We start from the raw sequence: 19469 nt of genomic DNA, 5'->3' as shown, positions 1-19469 counted from the left end.
CCGGACAGGCAGGGGTTCGGTCGGGGCTCAGTTCGAGCGCATATCCGAACCCTCATCCACGAGCAGGATCGTCGCACGCCCGCCTTGTTCACTGTGGATGGTGGACGCAGCCTCCCGGGTGACCTCCGCGTGCACCTGACTGCGGCGGGCGAGCCGCGCCCCGGCCGCCGGCTGAGGGGCGAGCCGCGTCGGACGTCTCATTGCCAGATCGGCTGCTGTCGATTATCGTACGATCATAAGATAATTTGGATCGACAGTTCAGAAGGCCTCCTCATGACCAAGGAAGCGCCCACCAGCACCGCCTCGGCCGGCGGAGTCACCTTCGTCTACCGCGAGCTCGGACCGCGCGGCGGCGTACCTCTCGTCTTCCTGCACCACCTGGGAGCCGACCTGGATGACTGCGACCCCCGGGTCATCGACAGGATCGCTGCCCGGCGCCACGTGATCACCTTCGACAACCTTCATCCGCGCACTCGGCCATGACCAGGACGACCTGATCGGCTTCCCTCGGCCGAGCTGGCCCGGCTCTAGCCCAACGCGGAACCGGTCCATCTACCCCGACCCCGGGCACGGCGTCTTCCAGCACTACCCGCAGCTCGTGTCGATAGGCCCACGAGGCCAGCTGCACATCCCATGCCGACAACGAAAGAGGAGGAATCACATGCCGTCTGTACTGGTGACCGGTGCAAGCCGAGGGATCGGTCTGGCAATCACCCAACACATGAGCGAACGAGGCTGGGACGTGCACGCGACTGCTCGGTCAGCTGCCGACCTTCGCGACCTCGACCGGTTGCCGCGCGTGCATCCGATCCAGCTCGACATCACCGATCGTTCCGCCGTCGTGGGCCTGCACGAACATCTCCCGCCCACGCTGGACGGAGTGGTCAACAACGCCGGGATCATCGTGCAGGGACCCGTCGAGGGCATCGCGCTCGATGACCTGTCGCGGCAGCTGGACGTCAACGTCACGGCCCAGATCGGGGTGATCCAGGCTGTGCTCCCACAGATCCGGAAGGCCCGCGGACGGGTGGTGTTCATGTCGTCGGTCAGCGGGTTGATCACCCTGCCGGGCACCGGCGCATACAGCGCATCGAAGTACGCCGTCGAGTCACTGGCCGATGCCCTCCGGATGGAGCTGCGCCCGTGGCGGATCCCGGTGTCACTCATCGAGCCGGGGCCCACGCGCACCGACATGTGGGGCGACGTGCTCGACGACTACGACCGCATGACCAGCCAGCTGAGCCCGGCGCACCGTGAGCTTTACGCATCGCACCTTGTCGGCAATCGCAAGTTCTTGGGCCGCATGCAGAAGCTCGCGGGCGATCCCAAGAAGGTCGTGGCGACCGTCGACCGTGCGCTCACATCGAGGCACCCGAAGCGTCGTTACCGGTGCGACAACCTCAGTCGCGCGCAGCTGGCGCTCACGTCCGTCACCCCGACCACCGTCAACGATGCGGTGCTCGCAGCCGCCACCACGTCCAGATGAGCCCTCGCTCAGCGCCACCTGCCCCCAACGGGCGCAGCCGACGACGCCTGCAGTGGACCCTCGCGGCGCTAGCGGCCGTACCCCTGGCCAGCGCCAGCCGCGAGATCGTGCTCGGCCCTCAGGGAGTGCCGGGCGGATCACCGGACGTGACCCCGACGGTGGACAGCGCGCTTCGCTACGCCAACGTGTTCAAGTTCGCGGTGGGGCCGGTCATCTGGTCCCAGCTCGGACAGGTCGAGCGATCGCCCAACCTGACCTACGCGCTCTCCAGCATCTTCGTCGGCGGATTCGCCCGGCTGCGGTCCTGGCAGCGACGGGGACGGCCCCACCCGGTCACCGTGGCGGCGGTTGTGATCGAGATCGCGGCACCACCGCTGTTGATTGCATGGCAGCGGCGCATCCTCTCCCGCTCGACTCCACAGGAGCGCTGACGGCCGACGTATCCGCGGCTGAGCGCAAGTGGACGATCAACCTGGGCGAAGGCGAGCATGGTGTGGTCTTCGCTGAGCATGGTCTTCATTTCCTTCGCCGCGGGGTGGTCAACCGGCGATGCGGGGTGTGACCGGGTTCGGGACGTGGGGGAGGGTCGAGCACGGGCGGGCCACGAGAGTTGCCACGACGGCGATGAGGGCGTGGACGATGAGGATTCGCATTCGGGTGGGTTCCTCTAGCCGAACGTATCCGTGGTCCCGTGTTCGGTGAGATCGGCGGAGGTTCGCTCGGTCCGGGGGTGGATGGCCGCGGGGTCGGGGACCTTGCGCGGCCGATGCTCAGTGCGGCCGCCTGCAGCAGTGGTGTCAGGGTTCGCGGTCGCGCCGTCGGGGGTGGGGCCGGCGCCGGGGGTGTGGGGTGTCGCGGGGCGGGTGTGGGTGTCTGTTTCGCCGGTCTTGTGGTGACTTTGAAATAAATTGTGTGTCAATATGTGTGGGTAATTAGTTGGTGAGTAGTGGACCTCGTACGCACGGTGTTCGACGCGGTCGAAGCGGGCGAGTTCGAAGCCCTCGCCGACGAGATGTCCGCGAAGGTCAAGGCAGGACTCGCCGCGCCGCTCGAGGTGGTCTATCCGCAATTCGAGGCCGCAAACGCCTGAGCTGCCACACGGAGGCGTCGTGGTCCCTACATCGATTCATCTCCAGAATCGATACGAGGTAACAAACACGGAAGGCATTTGTCCCGTCCCGCGGCAACGCAGTTGAAGGGAACGTGATCACCGAGTCCTGCTTCGCGGCGGACACGGAAATCACGACAGGGGAGTGACTTTGGTGTTGTCACGGAATCTCCATCCCGCCGAGGCGCGTGCGGCGGCAGATTTCTACCATCGTCGCGAGGCGGGGCGGTGTGGAAATCACGTCCGTACCGAATTGGGGACGGCGTAATCTGGGCGCGTTTCGATCGGCTACGGGAGATTCTCCGGCAGTGTGCCGTACCGGATGTGCTGCAGCGGAACGGAAAACAGCACGCACGGGGCTCCATCGCGATTGGAATCTGTTCGGAGAAGCGGTGGCGGCTTGCCAGGTGTGTGAACGTCTGTACGACGGCGTCAACGCCCGTGCAGGGTCTCCGTCGCGGCTCAGGCCTGCCGGCCACGCGAACTGCGGCGATGGTGTTGGCGCCACGGACTTCACCGCCGCTGGCGGAGGTGCAAACGACCGTGGCCGGGGCGCCCGATCGGGATGGGCGCCCGTGCCACGTTCTGCGATCCTGTCACCGCAGTTCGCGCTTGAGGATCTTTCCTGTCGCGGTCATGGGAATTGAGTTCGTGATCTCGATGATGCGTGGGTACTTGTAGGCGGCCATCTGCTCCTTGGCCCAGGCGATCAGGTCGTCGCTTGTGGTATCGACACCGGTGTTGAGGATGACGAATGCCTTGATCTCCTCACCATGACTCTCGTGCGGGACGCCGATCACGGTGGCGAGGCTGATGTCAGGGTGGCCCATGAGGACTTCCTCGATCTCACGGGGATACACGTTGAAGCCTCCGCGCAGGATCATGTCCTTGGAGCGGTCGACGACGTAGTAGAAGCCGTCCTCGTCCTTGCGAGCCAGGTCACCGGTACGGAACCAACCGTCACGCAACACTTCAGCAGTCGCGTCGGTGCGCTGGTAGTAGCCCTTCATGACGTTGTGTCCCCGGATCGCGATCTCACCGATCTCGGGCACCTCGTTCCAGTCCTGGTCGATCAGCTTGCACTCGATGCCCCAGATGGGAACACCAATCGACCCGGGTCGGGGAGCCTGGTCGGGGTCGCTGAACGTGACGACCGGCGAAGTCTCCGACAAGCCGTAGCCCTCGAGGATCTGCACTCCGAGCTTCTGTTGTGCTCGGGTGATGATGTCGACCGGCAAACTCGAACCGCCGGATACACCGATGCGGAGGTTCTGCGCGATCCGCTCGACGTCCACGTCGTCGGTCAACGCTTCCAGTAGTCCCCACCACATGGTCGGGACGCCAGCGAAGAACGTGATGGCCTCGCGCTGCATGAGGTCGATGACCTGTCCTGCATCGAAGCGGGGCACCAGATGCAACGTTGCGGCCATCGAGAAGCCGGCGTGCATCTGCACGGTCGCGCCGAAGGTGTGGAACAAGGGCAGCGCCAGGACATGCGTGTCAGTCGCCGGCACGCTGGAAAAGAGGCGGTTGCATGTGAGGGAGTTGAAGGAGATGTTCGCGTGCGAGAGTTCGGCGCCCTTCGGCTGTCCGGTGGTTCCGCTGGTGTAGAGGATGGCGGCCGTGTCGGTCGATTCGGTGGCGGCGGACTCGAACGAGGCAGACATGGTGGCCAATGCCTGTCCGAGGGTCTCGACTCCTTCGATTGGGCTAGGTGCGGCTGGGTTCGCCGTGATGAGGAGGAAGTGCTCGGCGCTGGACTCGAGGAATCCGCTGTGTCCTTCGGCGCCCATGGGCAGGGCCGGGGTGCCTTCGAAGCAGAAGTACGCCACGGCGTCGGAATCGGCGAGGTGGTAGGCGATCTCACGGGCCTTCAAGAGAACGTTGAGGGGGACGACGACGGCGCCCGCCTTGAGAGCCCCGTAGTACACGATGGGAAACCACGGGATGTTGGGGCTGCTGAGGGCAATCTTGTCGCCGGGCTGGATGCCTCGTTCGACCAGTAGGTTCGCCACCTGGTTGGCGGCTCCGTTGACCTGCGCATAGGTCAGGCGTGTTTCGCCCAGGACCAGCGCATCGCGTTCAGGGTACTTGCGGGCAGAGTCTTCGAGGAGGACGGATAGGTTGAACATCGAGCTGGCTCCTTGGCTGTTCCGGGAACCGGGAACCGTTCACTTGGGGGCGAACTGTTCCCACGGTTGGATTTTCGTCAGTCGGCCAGGAACTTCAGGACTTCAGGGACGAAGGTCTCGTGGTGCTGGAAGACGCCGCCGTGGCCCGAGTTGGGGTAGATCGTGATCGTGGAGTTGGGCAGGCGTTCGGCCAGGTCCTCGGAGTGTTCGCTGGCGACCATGAGGTCGTGGTCGCCGTTGGCGACGAAGACTGGTGCGGTGATCTTTGAGAGGTCGTCGGGTGCGTGGAGTCCGCCGGTGGTGATGGCGCGGAGCTGCGCGAGTCGGGCCTGGTTTGAGATCGGCTTGTCGCGGTCGGTGGTTCGCTCGGCGAGGCGGTCAAAGTAGGCGTTGGCGGCCTTCTTGCCCTCGAGGGTGCGGGGGAAGAAGAGGAAGTGGCGGGCATCCTTGCGAGCCAGTGCCGCCTTGGCGTAAGCGCCGCCGACAATGAACGGCATCTTCCAGATTCCGCCGCCGCCGCGTGGCCCAGTGCCGGCAAGGACCATGCGACGTACGAGGTCGGGTGCCTGCAGGGCGATCATCTGAGCCACGGCTCCGCCCACGGAGAAGCCGAAGAGGTCGACTTTCTCGTGGCCGAGCGCCCGGATGAAGGCGATGGCGTCGGCACCCATTTGCTCGAGGTCGGTGGGCACCTTGGAGCCGGTGCCGCCGACGCCCCTGTTGTCGAAGGCAATGACGCGGTGCTGGGCGGCAATGCCGTCGATGACGCGAGGGTCCCAGTCGTCGAGGACCGCGGTGAAGTGGTGCAGGAAGACCACCGGAACGTCGGTGTCGGTGCCGAGTTCGCGGTAGACGTAACGCACTCCGTCCACGTTGATGCTGCTGGTCGGCACGTCTTTCCAGGTGGTCATGAGATCTTCTTCCGTGTTGTGGTCGGGGTGGAGGTTTGTCGTTGGGATCCGCGCTGGTCAAGGCGAGCCAGGACGTCAAGCACGGTGCGATCTGTGGTGAGCTTCTTGTCGAGCACCGGTCCGATGACGCCGCGTGCAGCCGAGATCGCCGACCACCGGGAGGGGTGAATCACGCGTGGTGTGCGACGTTCGAGCCCGTCCGCGATGGCAGTGGCTGCCGATGTCGGTGTGACGCGCTTCATCAAGGTTCTGGGGAGTGCGCCGAGGAGGTCGAGGACCACTTGGTCCTCGTCGACGCCGTGCTTGATCATGTCGGTATCCACCAGGGAGAAGTAGGCGGTCAGGACGGAGGCGCCGGCGTCGGTGAGTTCGATGCGAAGACCGCGGCCGAGCTGCTCGATTGCTGCCTTGCTCATGGCGTAGGGGATGGTGCCCATGCCGTTGACGAAGGCGAACACCGATGAAATCAGCACGACCTGCCCGTGGTTGGCCAGTACCTGCTCCAACGCTGCATCGACGGTGTTGACCACGCCCGAGACGTTGACCGCCAAGGCATTGTCTACGTCGGATTCTGGTGTGGTGCGAAGAGTTGCTGCCTTCGGCAGGAGACCGGCGTTGGCGATCACCACGTCGACCCGACCGAAGTGCTCCACAGTCGCAGCGACCGCGGCGGCGAGCTCGTCGCGCCGGCGTACGTCGGCAACCACCCCGAGTGCATGGGTGGAGTGCAGTCGGGAGGCGCGTTCAGGCGTATCTGGTGCGAGATCGGCGATGGTGACCCGTGCACCCCTGCGGAGGAGTTCTTTGGCTGTGGCGCTTCCGATCCCGCCGTTACCGCCGGTGATCAAGACGACCTTGCCCCTCAGGTCGTAGGTTTTGGGGCGGGACCGGAACTTCATCACAGGCCCCGACGCTTCCCGAAGGTGAAGCGGCCGTTGCGGCGCACCATCGTTAGAGTGGTTTTGATCGGGCCGCGTTTGAGGTCTGGCTCCTGGCCGCGGCTCAGTCGGTGCAGTTGGTCGGTGTTCCAGCTGATGTTGAGAAGTCCGTCGAGCTGCTCGAGGTTGGTGACCCGGCCGAGGAATGGGCGAAGTCCGTACTTGATTTCGTGTGTCTTCAACTCAGCGTCTTCGTCGGCGAAGATGTCGGCAGCAGCCTCGGGGTTGGTGGCGGAGGGGCGTGCGATGCCCACGAGGTCGCACTCGCCGTTCCTGACGGCCGAGTCCATGCCCGCGTGGGTGCGGAAGCCTCCGGTGACAGCGATCGGCACGTCGCCTGCCACGTCCTTGACGGAGGCCGCGTACTCGAGGAAGTACGCCTCGCGAGCGCGTGTGCTCGCCGCTGCGGATCCCGACATGGCGGGGGACTCGTAGGTGCCGCCGCTGATTTCGATGAGGTCGACGCCTTCGTTGACGAGGGCGGCAACGACGTCGCGTGACTCGGCCTCGGTGAAGCCGCCTTTCTGGAAGTCAGCCGAGTTGAGTTTGACGCTCACGGCGAACCCCGGGCTGACTGCCTTGCGGGTGCGTCGGACGATCTCGAGCAGGAATCGCCTGCGTCGTTCGGGGTCGCCGCCCCATGCGTCGGTGCGCAGGTTCGCCAGGGGCGAGAGGAACTGGGTGACGAGATACCCGTGGGCGGCATGGATCTGAACACCGTCGAAGCCGGCGGCCTCACATACGGTCGCAGCGCGGGCGAATCGATCAACGATGTCCTCGATCTCGGCGGCGCTCAGTTCGCGCGGTGTCGCCGCGCCGGGCATCGCCAACGCGACAGCGCTGGGAGCGACGGGGGTGTGGCCGAGGTTGAGTGGGTTTGCCTGTCGGCCAGGGTGATTCAACTGGACGAAGATGGGTGTGCCGCCGTCGTGGGCGGCCTTGGACCACGACGCCAGGGCATCGTGGTCGCGTTCGTCCTCGATGACGACGTTGCCGGGCTCCCCGAGCTGAGTGCGATCCACTGCGACGTTGCCGGTGATGAGCAGTCCGTAGCCTCCGCTGCCCCAGCGTCGGTAGAGGTGTGCCAGCTGCTGGTTCGGGGCGTTGTCGCTGTCGGCGAGTGCCTCGCTCATCGCGGCTTTAGTGATGCGGTTCGGCAGGCGCAGGCCGCAGGGAAGGTCGAGCGGGTCGCTCAGGGTCGCTGTCGGATTGGTCACGGTCACTCCAGAAGTTGATTGGAGTACGATCATAATATGATGGTCGTCATATAATCAAGAGGTGGATGAGGAAGGGATGCTCTGATGGCCAGATACGCCAGTGATCACAAGGAGGCGACGCGACGGCGCATCATTGAGACAGCGGGTCGTCGCTTCAAGCGTGACGGGATCGATGGTGCCGGCATCACCGCGTTGATGTCCGATGCGGGACTGACCAACGGCGCCTTCTACGCGCATTTCGCATCGAAGGACGATCTCATCGCTGCCGTCGTCGCTGACCAGCTCGAAGCACAGGCCGCCACCATCACCCAGCTTCCCGAGGGACGCGAAGCCCTCACCGACTACGTCCGCTGGTACCTGTCACTGGATCACCGCGATGACGTTGCTAACGGGTGCCCTTCCGCCGCGCTGCTCGACGAGATCGCGCGGCAGGGTGGAGAAGTAGGTGTGGCCTATCAGCGCGGCGTTGCCGCGATCGTTGATGAGGTTGCGCATCGACTGGCAAGGGATTGGTCCCTTGATCCCACTCTGGCCAGGACGCGAGCAGTCGGGCTGATGACTGTCCTCATCTCGAGCATGCAGCTGGCGCGAGCGATGACAGGCGAGCAGGCGGTGGAGCAGATTCTCACGGCCGGGCTCGAGAACGCCCGAGCGCTCCTGGCCTCCTGATGCGGTAGTTCGAGTCAGGTGGCTGCGTCGGCCGGAGTGCGGTCTTGTTGGACGGCGCCCCACCGCGGGGTCTTGCGCACCAGGGGCTCGAGGGCGCGGGCGCGATCAGCGCTTCTGGCGACCCGCGCGATCGCGGAGGCACCGCGACGGCCCAACGGTGGGACCGCCGCACCCTCTTCCTGCAGCCAGCGGAAGTCGGTTGATCGGCGCCAGGCCTAGCTCAGTCCCGCCTCCGGCAGATCCGTAAGGACCGCCGCGGCATCGCCGAACAACAGTCGTTGCCGTTGTCGTTGTCTGGGCTTTCCGGCCGGTGCCGGTTTCTCCCATGCGGTCAGTGCCCATGTCGGTGTTCGGTCTCGCGAGTGTGCTCTGCCGGGAGCCGGGACTGGGAGACTTCCTGTCATGCAGCAACTTCTCGCCGATCACGAACTCCTCGTCACCGTGGTGATGGTTGTGGTCGTCGTGGCGCTCGCCGCCGCCGCGGTGTGGACGATCTTCCGCTGACCGGCACGGTGCCGGATCGTACGGCGCGGCGATCTGCATCCCGGACCCTGCGTGAGAGTGCCGGCCACCGCCCGGGCGACCGGATCGTCGTGTGTTCCCGCCGAAGTCGGCGTCGCGGTCTGGAGAGTCCACCGGAGGGCTGCTCGACCTCCTCGTGGACAGTGCGCTCCCTGATGCGATCGCAGAGTTTTCGGATGGGTGGTGCGGTGACCACTCACTGTTGCGTTCGCTCTGGATAGTTATGCGCTGTTTCGGGTTGTCTCTCATTCGATGGTTCGCGAGACACCCCGAACCCGAGGACGTTTCCCCAGGTCGTCGGTGCCACGTTTCCCGTGTCCGCGGCTATGGCGCACGCTCGGGGGTTCGTCTTACGCTCGACGGCTGCGGATCGACCTTGGCTCAGGTCTCCACAGCGATCAACTGGCGAGTTCGTCGTCGGCATCTACCACCGGCGGGTGAGGTGCACTTGGAAACGGACCGTCTACTGCAACCTCACCTGAGCAGCAACCAACCGGATCGTGCCAAATAGCGTCGGCAAAACCGTGCCAAATACCGCTGGGAATCACAGTCAGAGGGCATGTCGAAAAAGGATCGATTCTCGACAGCTTGAGAGCGGAGTCGGCAGTGTGATCGCACTGTAACCTTGGGCGTCAGGCCACGGTTGAGCCCGCATGGCCACCGTCGGCGCCGCTCAGCAGTCGGACCGCGATCAGCAACTCCTGGACGTCGACAATTCGCCGCAGGTCATATCCGGTGCGCGCGGCGATACGGTCGAGTCGGTAGTACATGGTGTTCACGTGGGTGTGCAGGCGTTCGGCCGCGATCTTTGCGTTCAGGTCCGCGTCGATGTAGGCGAGCAGTGTCGCGATCAGAACACCGCCACGACGTAGGTCGTCCTCGACGAACATCCGTAGCTTGGGGCGGATCAGGCGGTGCACTGTCGGGTCGGGTCGGCTTACCAGGTAGTCGAAGGTCGACAGCCGCGGCATAGCCCGGATCCCGGGCTCGCGGGCCAATCCGTCGCGGGCGACACCCGCTTCGGCGTATGCCTCGGACACCGAGCCGTGGCCGGTGTGCTCGGTCGAGACACCGAGGCACAAGCTCAGGCCGGCACGCTTCAGCTGCGCGTGCGCGCGAGTGAGCCGATCGATGAGCGCGTCGACCGAGCCGACGACGGGCGAGACACCGATCAACTCGTCTTGGCGGACGACGGTGAGTCCACGGTTTCCGGTTCCGAAGGCGCTGTGCAGCGTAATCAGCGCCTCGCGCAAGCTCTGGCCCGGGGCCAGCGCCTGCGCCGGCACGGCAGAGGCTACGACCAGGCGTGTCGAGGTCTCGAGGCCGACTTCGCGAAGCAGGTCCCGTCGGGGCCCCGCCGCCGGCTCCCGTCCGGCCAGCAGATCCTCGAGCAGGTCGCGGCGTGCCCGGTCGCCGTCGGCGACGTCCAGCTGCTGGGCCTTCAGGTAGGTCTGGGCGGCGACCGAGGCTCCGGCCTCGATTACCTGCATCACGTGCGAGACCTGACCGAGCGCCGCGTCGCGCAGTTGCCGATCCCCGCCGCAGGCCGTGACGATGCCGTGCCACAGATTCTCCTGGTTGAGTCGGTAGGCACGGAGGAAGTCGGCGAGGCCGACGCCCTGACGCACCCGCCGCGTGGCCTGCGAGGCGGTCATCGGGAAGTCCTCGGGCCTCGCGGCGCGGCCTTCGCGCAGGGTGTCGAGCACCACCCGAAAGACCGCGTCGATGTGGCGGTGAAGGTCGTCCCGCAGACTCGCGTCGGGACTTGCGGAATATGCCCCCACTTCGTCCCAGGTGCGCTGCACGGACGACTCCACGATCTCCTGGAGTGAGCCATGCACCCGCTCGGCGATTCGTACGACCCGCGGGTCGGCTGGGGAGGTTGCTGGCACGTTCACGACACTCACTCTCTCTTTGTGTGGTTCGACCACAAGCCCTCCTCGAAGATCCTGTGACTGGCCCATCGTGTGTCCGGGGTCACGTCCGAGGACAGTTCTGTTCTGAGGGACGGCGGGAGCCCTCGACCGAGCCCGCCGACTACCGAACGCCGCGGCAGCGGCTCGACCAGTGAGGCATTCATGACGATCAGAACCAGCAGGGGCGCGGCCCCGGGGCAGTCTTCCGCCCTCCGACGTCCGATGGCTCGCATCGCTGCGGCCTCGTTGGTCGGTACGACGATCGAGTTCTACGACTTCCTGATCTATGGCACCGCAGCGGCTCTCGTGTTCGGCCCGCTGTTCTTTCCTTCGCTCGGTCCGGGCGCGGCGACCGTGGCCGCGATCGCGACCTTCGGAATTGCGTTCGTGGTGCGCCCGCTGGGCGCGATCGTGTTCGGACACTACGGAGATCGGCTGGGCCGCAAGCGCACGCTGGTCACCAGCCTGGTTGTCATGGGCGGCTCGACCTTCGCGATCGGTCTGGTCCCGACTGCGGACGCCATCGGAGTTGCCGCGCCGTTGATGCTCGTGTTTCTGCGCGTTCTGCAGGGCCTTGCGCTCGGCGGCGAGTGGGCGGGAGCGGCGCTGCTGACGTCGGAATACGCCGACTCCGGCGAGCGCGGGAAGTACAGCATGTTCCCGCAGCTCGGCCCCGGGATCGGCGTCGCGCTGTCGAGTGCGACCTTCCTGCTGACCTCCTTGACCATGAGCGGTGCCGCGTTTGCGGCGTGGGGTTGGCGGATTCCGTTCCTGATCAGTGCCGTGCTCGTCTGCGTGGGCCTGTGGGTCCGACTCAATATTGCCGAGACGCCGTCGTTCACCAAGGTCGTGGAGGGTCGGCAGCAGCTCAAGCTCCCGTTCCTCGACGCGATCCGCGATCAGTGGCGGCAGATTCTGCTCGGCGGTGGCATGCTGTCGATGACATTCGGCTGTTTCTATATCTCGATCGTCTTCCTCACCGGCTATGCCAGCGCCGCGCCGGAGGTCGGCGTCCTCGGTCTGCCTCAGCGGTCGATTCTCGTGGTCAATATCCTTGCTGCCCTTGTCATGTGCGTTGTCGTCGTCGCGTCGGCGATCCTGTCCGACCGGTTCGGGCGCCGTGCCGTCCTGCTCACCGGCACCTGCTTCGGCATCGTCGCCGGACCGCTCGCTTTCGCGGTCATGCAGCCCGGCAACGCGGTCTCGTTCTTCATCGCGATGGCGGTGCTGATGATCACCCTCGGCATCCCCTACGGTCCGGCCGCCGCCTACCTGCCCGAGCTGTTCCATGCCCGCTACCGCTACAGCGGTGCCGGCATGGCATACAACCTGGCCGGCATCCTCGGCGGTGCCGTGCCCCTGCTCCTCGCCGACCGGTTGGTCGACGCCTTCGGCAAGGCGGGCATCGCCGGGTTCCTCTCTGCCCTCGCCGTCCTCAGCACGGCCTGCCTGATTGCGCTCAAGGAGCCGCTGGGCGAAACCATGGACGACGAGTGAAGAACGCCTCGGGGACGGCTGCAACCAGCGCCGCACCGATCCCCCGGCCGGTGCACGGGCGAGCCGATCCCATTGGTGGTGACGGGGAGAACCCAGTACTCGAGATCGGCGGCGCACACACCGGCGACTGGATGCACGATGACGCCAGTGCCCACAATCGCTCCGCGGCAGTCGGGAAATGCTCGGCACCAGGCCGACACCGAGATGCGAGCACGACGGCCCTACCCGGTCGCGGAGCCTTTCGCGGCGCCGACAACAACGTCGACGAGCTGGGTGGCCAGTTTCTCCGAGGACTGCGGGTTCTGACCGGTGTAGAGGTTGCGGTCGACGACCACATGTGGGCGCAGCGGGATCAGTCCTTTGGAGTACTCGGCGCCAACTTCTTTCAGTTTGTCCTCCAACAGCCACGGCGCCTTCTTGGCGAATCGGTTCAGCAGTTCTTCGCGGTTGGACAGCCCGGTCATTCGGTAACCGGCGAAGGCCGAGGTGCCGTCGGGGTTGGTTGCGGCCAGGACCGCGGCCGGCGCGTGGCACAGCAGGGCCAGCGGTTTACCCGATGCCAGACGGTGGGTCAGCAGTTCGCCGGAGGTCTTGTCGTAGGCGAGATCTTCCATCGGGCCGTGTCCGCCCGGGTAGAACACCAGGTCGTATTCGTCCGAATCCACCGAATCCAGCGACGCCGGGTGGGAGAGTACGTCGGCGATGCTGTCGAGGTAGTTCTTCACATCGCGGCGTTTCCACGGCATTCCCCCGGAAATGCCGAGGCTGAGCTGATCGAGCGTCGGTGCCTTGCCGCCGGGGGTGGCCACGGTGATGTCCCATCCGGCTTCGGTGAAGATGCGGTGGGGCACCGCGAGCTCCTCGGCCCAGTACCCCGAGGGATGCACGGTGCCGTCGTTGAGGGTCCACCGATCGGCTGCGGTTACTACGAAAAGGACCTTCGTCATGATGTGTTCCTCTCGAACGGGGCGTCAACGGGCCACGTGGGATGGTTTCGGTCTCGGCACACCGCCGAATGTGCACACTGCTTACATTATGCGGGTGGTGTGCGCGCGTCAACAGGTGGATGCCTTTGCCGCGAGGGGCAGGGCGCGGAGTAGTGGAAGGTTCGCCGCGCTGGATGGAGAGGTAAGCGCGGGATCACACGCGGGAGGCGCCGGTCTCGCTGCGCGGCTGGGAAGCGAGCCACTTCGAGTACTGCCGGAGCGCGCGGCGTTTGACCAGCTGATCGGCGACGAGAGCGCGGGCCGGGCCGACGCCGACCGCGGGCTGCTTCCCGCGGGCCAACCGGCGCAGCTGATAGCGCACCATGCCCATGCCGGCGAGGGACGCGAGCGGCTTGTCCTTCCACGTGACCGGCTTGAGCGACGCAGTGGCGTCGGTTCCCGCGCGCCAGCGCGCCGGCAGATCGGGGGTGACGGCGAGGGCGGTGCCGATGCCGACGAGTGCGACGTTGTTGGCGAGTACGTGCTCCGCGGTCTCGCGGCGGGTGATTCCCCCGGTCAGCATGAGCGGTACGGGGCTGTTCTGGGCCAGTTCGGCCGCCAGTTCCAGGAAGTAGGCTTCCCGGGCCGCGGTGCGCCCGTCCACCGGGCGCCCGGACATCGCCGGGCTTTCGTAGCTACCGCCGGAGATCTCGACCAGGTCGACGCCGAGTGGGGCCAGCATGGCGATCACGGTGCGGGCGTCGGCGGCGTCGAACCCGCCGCGTTGGAAATCGGCAGAGTTGAGTTTGACCGCGACCGCGAAGGTGGGCGAGACCTGTGAGCGCACCTCCCGCACGATGTCGAGGAGCATTCGTGCCCGATTCTCGAGCGAACCACCCCACTCGTCGGTGCGGGTGTTGACCAGCGGCGAGAGAAACTGCGACAGCAGGTAGCCGTGTGCGGCGTGAATCTCGACACCGTCGAACCCGGCCGCTTCCGCTCGCCGCGCGGTGGTCGCGAAGCGGGCCACGGTGTCGTGGATCTGCTGCGGTGTCATGGCGGTAGGACGACCGAAGTTCTTCGAGTGCTTGCCGACGTCCACCGCCTTGTCGGACGGCCCCCAGATGACACCGGGCATGTTCGCCTGGATCTGCCGACCGGGGTGGCTGATCTGCATCCACATGGCGGCACCGCCGGCCTTCCCCGCCTTCGCCCAGGCGGCAAACGGTCCCAGCGGCGAATCCTCGTCGAGCACCACACCCCCGGGGCCGGTGAGCGCCTCCGCGTGCACCATCACGTTCCCCGTGATCAGCACGCCGGCCCCGCCGGCGCCCCACCGGCGATACAACTCGATCAGCCCCTCGGTGGGCAGCTGCCCCATGGCGGCCATCCCCTCCTCCATCGCGGCCTTCGCAATCCGGTTGGGCAGCAATTGCCCGGACCGCAACGTGATCGGCTGGAACAAGTCGGTGGCGAATATTTCCTTGGACACCTCGAACCCTTTCGGTCAAAGGCTTCCGGGCGATCCCGAAAGCAAGTAAGCGCCGCTTACACTAAGCTGGAATGTAAGCGGCGTCAACAACCGAGGAGGTTGAGTACATGACTGTCACGCCCTATCACCGCGGCGACCTACCCGATGCGCTCGTGCGTGCCGCCATCGAACTGCTCGATGAAGACGGTGGCGCGTCGGGCCTGTCGCTGCGCGCGGCCGCACGCCGCGCAGGCGTCTCGGCGGCGGCTCCGTACCGCCACTTCAGCGACCGCACCTCACTGCTATCCGCAGTGGCCGCCGTGGGTTACCGGGAACTCGTCACCACCCTGGAGGGGGCGCACCCGGCGCCCGAGGCCCCGGGCGACCTTGCCGACATCGCGGTGGCATATGTGCAGTTCGCGCTTGCCAGGCCGGCGTTGTTTCGGGTGATGTTCGCCGAACCGTGCCATCCGGCGGACGCCGAGCGGCAAGGCGCCGCCGACGAGATCGAGGGCTACCTGCAGACGCTGGTGCAGCGCGCCATCCCGTCCGCCGACCCCGCGGCGATGGCCACCGCAGTCTGGGCGCTGGTGCACGGCCTGGCGTTCCTGCACCTGGACGGCAAGTACGCCGGTAGCTCGACCCCCGATCTCAGGGCCCGGATTCGTGGGGTCGTGCACGCCACGCTCGGCCCGCATCGAGAACGCTCACCCCAACCCCAAGAACCCACGAGGTGTTGACATTGCTTACATCATCGGTCTAGCATCATGTAAGCAGTGCACACATACCGATGGCGAAGGGCCGACACATGACTTCAACAAAGCAGAACACCATCGAGGTCGACCTGGGTGGACATACCGTCACAGTCCCCGCCGGCGGCCTGTTCGAGCGCTTCCGGATGGACACCGACCTGGACGAGGTGGCGCGCGATCCGCGGGTCAGTGGAGTCGACTTCTTCCGGACCCTTCCCAAGACCCGGGTCGAGTCCCGGATCGGGCCCACCTTGACTCCGAACTTCTACTACGCGATGTCGTCGGCACGTCTGACCATGATCGCGCCCAGCAAGGCGATCCGGAACCGGATCCCGGGTGAGCTCGCCCCACTGGAGATCGCTCCCGGTCTCGGCCTGGTGTCGGTGATGTTCTTCCGCTACGACGTCTGCGACATCGACTTCTACACCGAGGCTGCGGTGGGGGTTGCGGTGCGCCCCGCCCGTCACGGCAAAATTCCCGTTGCAGACGTCGCGTCCGCGCTGGCGAACGACCACCTCCACTCGTACGTGCTCTCGCTGCCGGTGAACACCGACATCGCCCAGGTGCGTGGCCGCCACGGCTACGGCTTCCCGAAATGGGTCACCGAGCTGGACGTGAACATCGACGACCGCCGGACCGCCGCGCGCGTCGCCAACGCCGACGGCGGCGTCGACCTCGCCTTCTCCGCCCCGACACCGACTCAGAAGCGCACCCGGAGCGGCGAGAAGGTATCCACCCTGACCTCCTACACGAAGGTCGACGACGCCTGGTACTCCACCCTGAACCAGACCAACGTGCTGGCCAGCGGAACCTCGATGTTCCCGCGCGGGGTAGACCTCACTCTCGGCGCGGGACGCATGGCCGACGACCTGCGCGCACTCAAGCCGATCCGCACCATCGCGTTCGACGTCAGCACCGAAGCACAGGCCGCGCTGCACATGCCGGTTCCGTTCTCGGTCCGCAGCCGGTAATCGGCCACGCCTCCACGCCGACATCCGACACCCTCAACGGAGTCCCCACCATGTCCATCTACACCCCCGAAAAAGCTACGACGACCGCCGGCCTCCCGTCCTCGCTGACCGCCCAGCTGCGGGAGCGTCTGACCGGTCGGGTCGCCGCCAGTGCTGACGCCGCCCGCGTCGCCACCGCCGCCCCCTACACCGGCGGGCCACTCGCCGAATTCCCGGTCTCCACCCCGGGCGACGTCGAGGAAGCGTTCGTCCGGGCTCGTCGCGCCCAGGCCACATGGGCAGCCACCCCGATCGGTGAGCGCCGCAAGGTGCTGCTGCGGTTCCACGACCTGGTCCTCGCACGCCAGAACGAAGGCCTGGACCTGATGCAGGCGGAGAACGGCAAGACCCGTCGCGACGCGTTCCTGGAGATCACCGACACCGCCATCACCTCCCGGTACTACGCGCGCAGCGCCGAAAAGCTGCTGGCCCCCCAGCGCCGGCGCGGAGCGATCCCGATCCTGACCCATACCACCGAACTGCACCATCCCAAGGGCGTGGTCGCGATCATTTCGCCGTGGAACTACCCCCTGTCGATGGCCGCCGGCGATGCGATTCCCGCCCTGCTGGCCGGTAACGCCGTGGTACAGAAGCCCGACACCCAGACCGCGCTCACCGCGTTGTGGGCCATGGATCTGATGTACGAGGCGGGGCTTCCCGCCGACGTGTGGCAGATGGTGGTCGGCCGTGGCAGCTCGATAGGCGAGCCGCTGATGAATAACGCCGACTACGTGATGTTCACCGGGTCCACCGCCACCGGCCGCCAGATCGCCCGCGACGCCGGCGAACGTCTGATCGGAGCCTCGTTGGAGCTGGGCGGCAAGAACCCGATGCTGGTGCTCGACGATGCCGACCTCGATCGTGCCGCCGACGGCGCCGTCGCCGCCGCGTTCCCGTCGGCCGGGCAACTGTGCGTCTCGATCGAGCGCATCTACGTCGCCGAATCGGTGCGCGAGGAGTTCGTGACCAAGTTCGTGGAGCGGACGAAGAAACTGAAGCTCGGCGCGGCCTACGACTACAGCACCGACGTCGGAAGCCTCACCACTGCGTCCCAGCTGGACACCGTCACCACGCACGTTGCCGACGCCGTCGGCAAGGGCGCCACAGTGCTGGCAGGCGGGCACGCCCGCCCCGATCTCGGTCCGCTGTTCTACGAGCCGACCATCCTCACCGACGTCACCCCCGAGATGACCCTCCACGCGCACGAGACCTTCGGTCCAGTGGTCTCGATCTACGGCTTCGCCGACGTCGAGGAGGGCATCGCGCAGGCGAACGCCACCTCATACGGGCTGAACGCCAGCGTGTGGAGCCGCAACGGCGCCCACGGACGTGCGGTGGCTGCCCGGGTGCACGCCGGCACCGTCAACGTCAACGAGGCGTTCGCGGCGGCGTGGGGCAGCATCGACTCTCCGATGGGCGGAATGGGTGACTCGGGCGTGGGACGCCGCCACGGCAAGGACGGCATCCTCAAATACACCGAACCGCAGACCGTCGCCCATCAACGCGCCCTCGGCTTCACCCCGCCCGCACGCATCCCGTGGACCACATGGGCGCCGGCGCTGAGCGCGGTACTGCGCGTCTGGAAGCTGATCGGCGCCCGCTGACCGGTCTCCGCATCCCTCATCCCTCAGAACCCGCGATCCGGACCAAGACGCATCCTGTTGCCGCACATCGGGATCCGCCGGTCATCGGACGACCCAACTATTCATCGCAGTCGCAGCGCGCCCGGCCTCCCCGGCCTTGCCGCCGCGGTTGCACGGAAGGCACTGACATGACCACCCCCGACACCGTTCCCGACACCATGCGGGCCATCGTCGTCGACAATGACAAGAACATGAACATCGAGCAGGTCTCCACACCGACCCCCGCCGCCGGCGAGGTCCTGCTCGAGGTCGCCGCAGCCGGCATCAACCGCGCCGACCTGATGCAGCGCCAGGGCCTTTACCCGCCGCCGCCCGGAATCACCGACATCATGGGCATGGAGGCCTCCGGGACCGTCGTCGCGGTCGGCGCGGGAGTCGACGGGTTTCGGCCGGGCGATGAGGTGTGCGCTCTCATCGCGGGCGGAGCATACGCCGAGTACGTCGTCGTCCCGGCGGCCCAGCTGTTGCCGATCCCGGACGGGCTCTCCCTCGTCGACGCGGCCGCGCTGCCCGAGGTGGCGAGCACCGTGTGGTCGACCATCGTCATGGACGCCGGCCTGAAGGCCGGGGAAACATTGCTGGTGCACGGCGGCGGCAGCGGCATCGGCACCCACGCCATCCAAGTCGGCAAGGCACTCGGCGCCACGGTGGCGGTGACCGTCGGCTCGGAGGCCAAAGCGCAGCGCTGCCGCGAGCTCGGAGCCGACATCGTGATCAACTACCGCGAGCAGAACTTCGCCTCCGAGCTCGCCGGACAGGTCGACGTCATCCTCGACATCATGGGCGGCCAGTACGTACCCGGCAACGTCGATGCGCTCGCGATCGGCGGACGACTGGTGATCATCGGCATGCAGGGCGGCCTCACCGGCGAACTGAACGTCGGAGCACTCATCGGCAAGCGCGCCCGGGTGATCGGCCTCAACGTCCGGAACCGGCCGCTGACCGGTCCCGGCTCCAAGGCCGAGATCGTCGCCGCGGTGGCCGAGAAGGAGTGGCCACTGGTCACCCAGGGGCTCGTGCGGCCGGTCATCTCGGCCAAGCTGCCACTGGCCGACGCCGAACGAGGACAGGCGATGCTCGATTCGAAGGACTCGGTCGGCAAGGTGCTACTGCTTCCCACCCAATCCTGACCCCCACGAACTGGTGCCGTCGACGGCAGGATGTACCGACCACCGACGGCACAGGACTTCTCGCGAAGAAAGGAGGCAGGAACCATCCCGGCTTGCCCAGAATTTACTGGTCGAGCCGAAACAGGTAGCACCGACGATGGG

At 66.4% G+C, this 19469-nt stretch carries 17 protein-coding genes and 1 pseudogene; 10 read left to right on the top strand and 8 right to left on the bottom strand.

Annotation, left to right across the window (positions count from 1 at the left end):
* Positions 1-27 precede the first annotated feature (27 nt).
* Positions 28-201, bottom strand: coding sequence for a hypothetical protein (locus PSR88_RS16060; protein WP_016882053.1), 174 nt, complete (start codon positions 199-201; stop codon positions 28-30).
* A gap of 72 nt (positions 202-273) precedes the next feature.
* Here PSR88_RS16060 and PSR88_RS16055 point away from each other — a divergent pair.
* From PSR88_RS16055 to PSR88_RS16040, 4 genes and pseudogenes are all read left to right on the top strand, one after another.
* Positions 274-505 (top strand): annotated as a pseudogene (locus tag PSR88_RS16055) (alpha/beta fold hydrolase); the annotation flags it as partial.
* A gap of 156 nt (positions 506-661) precedes the next feature.
* On the top strand, positions 662-1486 hold the full coding sequence (locus PSR88_RS16050; RefSeq protein ID WP_016882055.1) for an SDR family oxidoreductase: 825 nt from the start codon (positions 662-664) through the stop codon (positions 1484-1486).
* Positions 1483-1917: a DUF4345 domain-containing protein gene (locus PSR88_RS16045; RefSeq protein ID WP_083853079.1), complete on the top strand. Its 435-nt coding sequence runs from the start codon at positions 1483-1485 to the stop codon at positions 1915-1917. The genes PSR88_RS16050 and PSR88_RS16045 overlap by 4 nt, the downstream gene beginning before the upstream one ends.
* Positions 1918-2432: 515 nt before the next feature.
* Entirely contained in the window at positions 2433-2576 is a 144-nt protein-coding gene (locus PSR88_RS16040; RefSeq protein ID WP_016882058.1) for a hypothetical protein, read from the top strand.
* Positions 2577-3190: 614 nt separating this feature from the next.
* Here PSR88_RS16040 and PSR88_RS16035 read toward each other — a convergent pair.
* From PSR88_RS16035 to PSR88_RS16020, 4 genes are all read right to left on the bottom strand, one after another.
* Positions 3191-4726, bottom strand: coding sequence for a long-chain-fatty-acid--CoA ligase (locus PSR88_RS16035; protein ID WP_016882059.1), 1536 nt, complete (start codon positions 4724-4726; stop codon positions 3191-3193).
* A gap of 77 nt (positions 4727-4803) precedes the next feature.
* Complete coding sequence (locus PSR88_RS16030) at positions 4804-5637, bottom strand: alpha/beta fold hydrolase (protein ID WP_016882060.1); 834 nt, start codon at positions 5635-5637, stop codon at positions 4804-4806.
* Positions 5634-6536 (bottom strand): SDR family NAD(P)-dependent oxidoreductase, encoded by a 903-nt coding sequence (locus PSR88_RS16025; protein WP_016882061.1) that lies wholly within the window; start codon positions 6534-6536, stop codon positions 5634-5636. The genes PSR88_RS16030 and PSR88_RS16025 overlap by 4 nt, the downstream gene beginning before the upstream one ends.
* Positions 6536-7825 (bottom strand): NADH:flavin oxidoreductase/NADH oxidase family protein, encoded by a 1290-nt coding sequence (locus tag PSR88_RS16020; protein WP_051004158.1) that lies wholly within the window; start codon positions 7823-7825, stop codon positions 6536-6538. Before PSR88_RS16020 ends, PSR88_RS16025 begins: the two co-directional genes overlap by 1 nt.
* Before the next feature lie 51 nt (positions 7826-7876).
* Here PSR88_RS16020 and PSR88_RS16015 point away from each other — a divergent pair, with 51 nt between their 5' ends.
* The gene (locus PSR88_RS16015; RefSeq protein WP_016882064.1) at positions 7877-8461 is read left to right on the top strand and encodes a TetR/AcrR family transcriptional regulator; all 585 of its coding nucleotides are present in this window, start codon (positions 7877-7879) and stop codon (positions 8459-8461) included.
* Between the two features lie 1154 nt (positions 8462-9615).
* Here the strand turns inward: PSR88_RS16015 and PSR88_RS16010 are convergent.
* Positions 9616-10881: a PucR family transcriptional regulator gene (locus tag PSR88_RS16010; RefSeq protein WP_237724043.1), complete on the bottom strand. Its 1266-nt coding sequence runs from the start codon at positions 10879-10881 to the stop codon at positions 9616-9618.
* Positions 10882-11061: 180 nt separating this feature from the next.
* On the opposite strand from PSR88_RS16010, the gene PSR88_RS16005 reads away from it, so the two are divergent.
* A complete protein-coding gene (locus PSR88_RS16005) occupies positions 11062-12396 on the top strand; it encodes an MFS transporter (protein WP_029539003.1) in 1335 nt (444 codons plus the stop codon).
* A 221-nt stretch (positions 12397-12617) separates the two neighbouring features.
* On the opposite strand, the gene PSR88_RS16000 is transcribed toward PSR88_RS16005, so the two are convergent.
* Both PSR88_RS16000 and PSR88_RS15995 read right to left on the bottom strand, forming a co-directional pair.
* Positions 12618-13343, bottom strand: a complete 726-nt coding sequence (locus tag PSR88_RS16000; RefSeq protein ID WP_016882068.1) for a type 1 glutamine amidotransferase domain-containing protein — start codon at positions 13341-13343, stop codon at positions 12618-12620.
* A gap of 193 nt (positions 13344-13536) precedes the next feature.
* Positions 13537-14814 (bottom strand): NADH:flavin oxidoreductase/NADH oxidase family protein, encoded by a 1278-nt coding sequence (locus PSR88_RS15995; RefSeq protein ID WP_016882069.1) that lies wholly within the window; start codon positions 14812-14814, stop codon positions 13537-13539.
* Positions 14815-14921: 107 nt separating this feature from the next.
* Here PSR88_RS15995 and PSR88_RS15990 point away from each other — a divergent pair, with 107 nt between their 5' ends.
* From PSR88_RS15990 to PSR88_RS15975, 4 genes are all read left to right on the top strand, one after another.
* Positions 14922-15533 (top strand): TetR/AcrR family transcriptional regulator, encoded by a 612-nt coding sequence (locus tag PSR88_RS15990; protein ID WP_016882070.1) that lies wholly within the window; start codon positions 14922-14924, stop codon positions 15531-15533.
* A 68-nt stretch (positions 15534-15601) separates the two neighbouring features.
* Positions 15602-16516: an acetoacetate decarboxylase family protein gene (locus tag PSR88_RS15985; RefSeq protein ID WP_016882071.1), complete on the top strand. Its 915-nt coding sequence runs from the start codon at positions 15602-15604 to the stop codon at positions 16514-16516.
* A 50-nt stretch (positions 16517-16566) separates the two neighbouring features.
* Entirely contained in the window at positions 16567-18159 is a 1593-nt protein-coding gene (locus tag PSR88_RS15980; RefSeq protein ID WP_342338264.1) for a succinic semialdehyde dehydrogenase, read from the top strand.
* Positions 18160-18356: 197 nt separating this feature from the next.
* A complete protein-coding gene (locus tag PSR88_RS15975; RefSeq protein ID WP_037196781.1) occupies positions 18357-19328 on the top strand; it encodes an NAD(P)H-quinone oxidoreductase in 972 nt (323 codons plus the stop codon).
* Positions 19329-19469: the final 141 nt, after the last annotated feature.

It is taken from the genome of Rhodococcus sp. DK176 (genome assembly GCF_038447315.2).
Lineage (GTDB): Bacteria > Actinomycetota > Actinomycetes > Mycobacteriales > Mycobacteriaceae > Rhodococcus_F > Rhodococcus_F jostii_A.
Note: the sequence above shows the minus strand (reverse complement) of the source record. Positions and strands in the feature narration are given on the sequence as shown.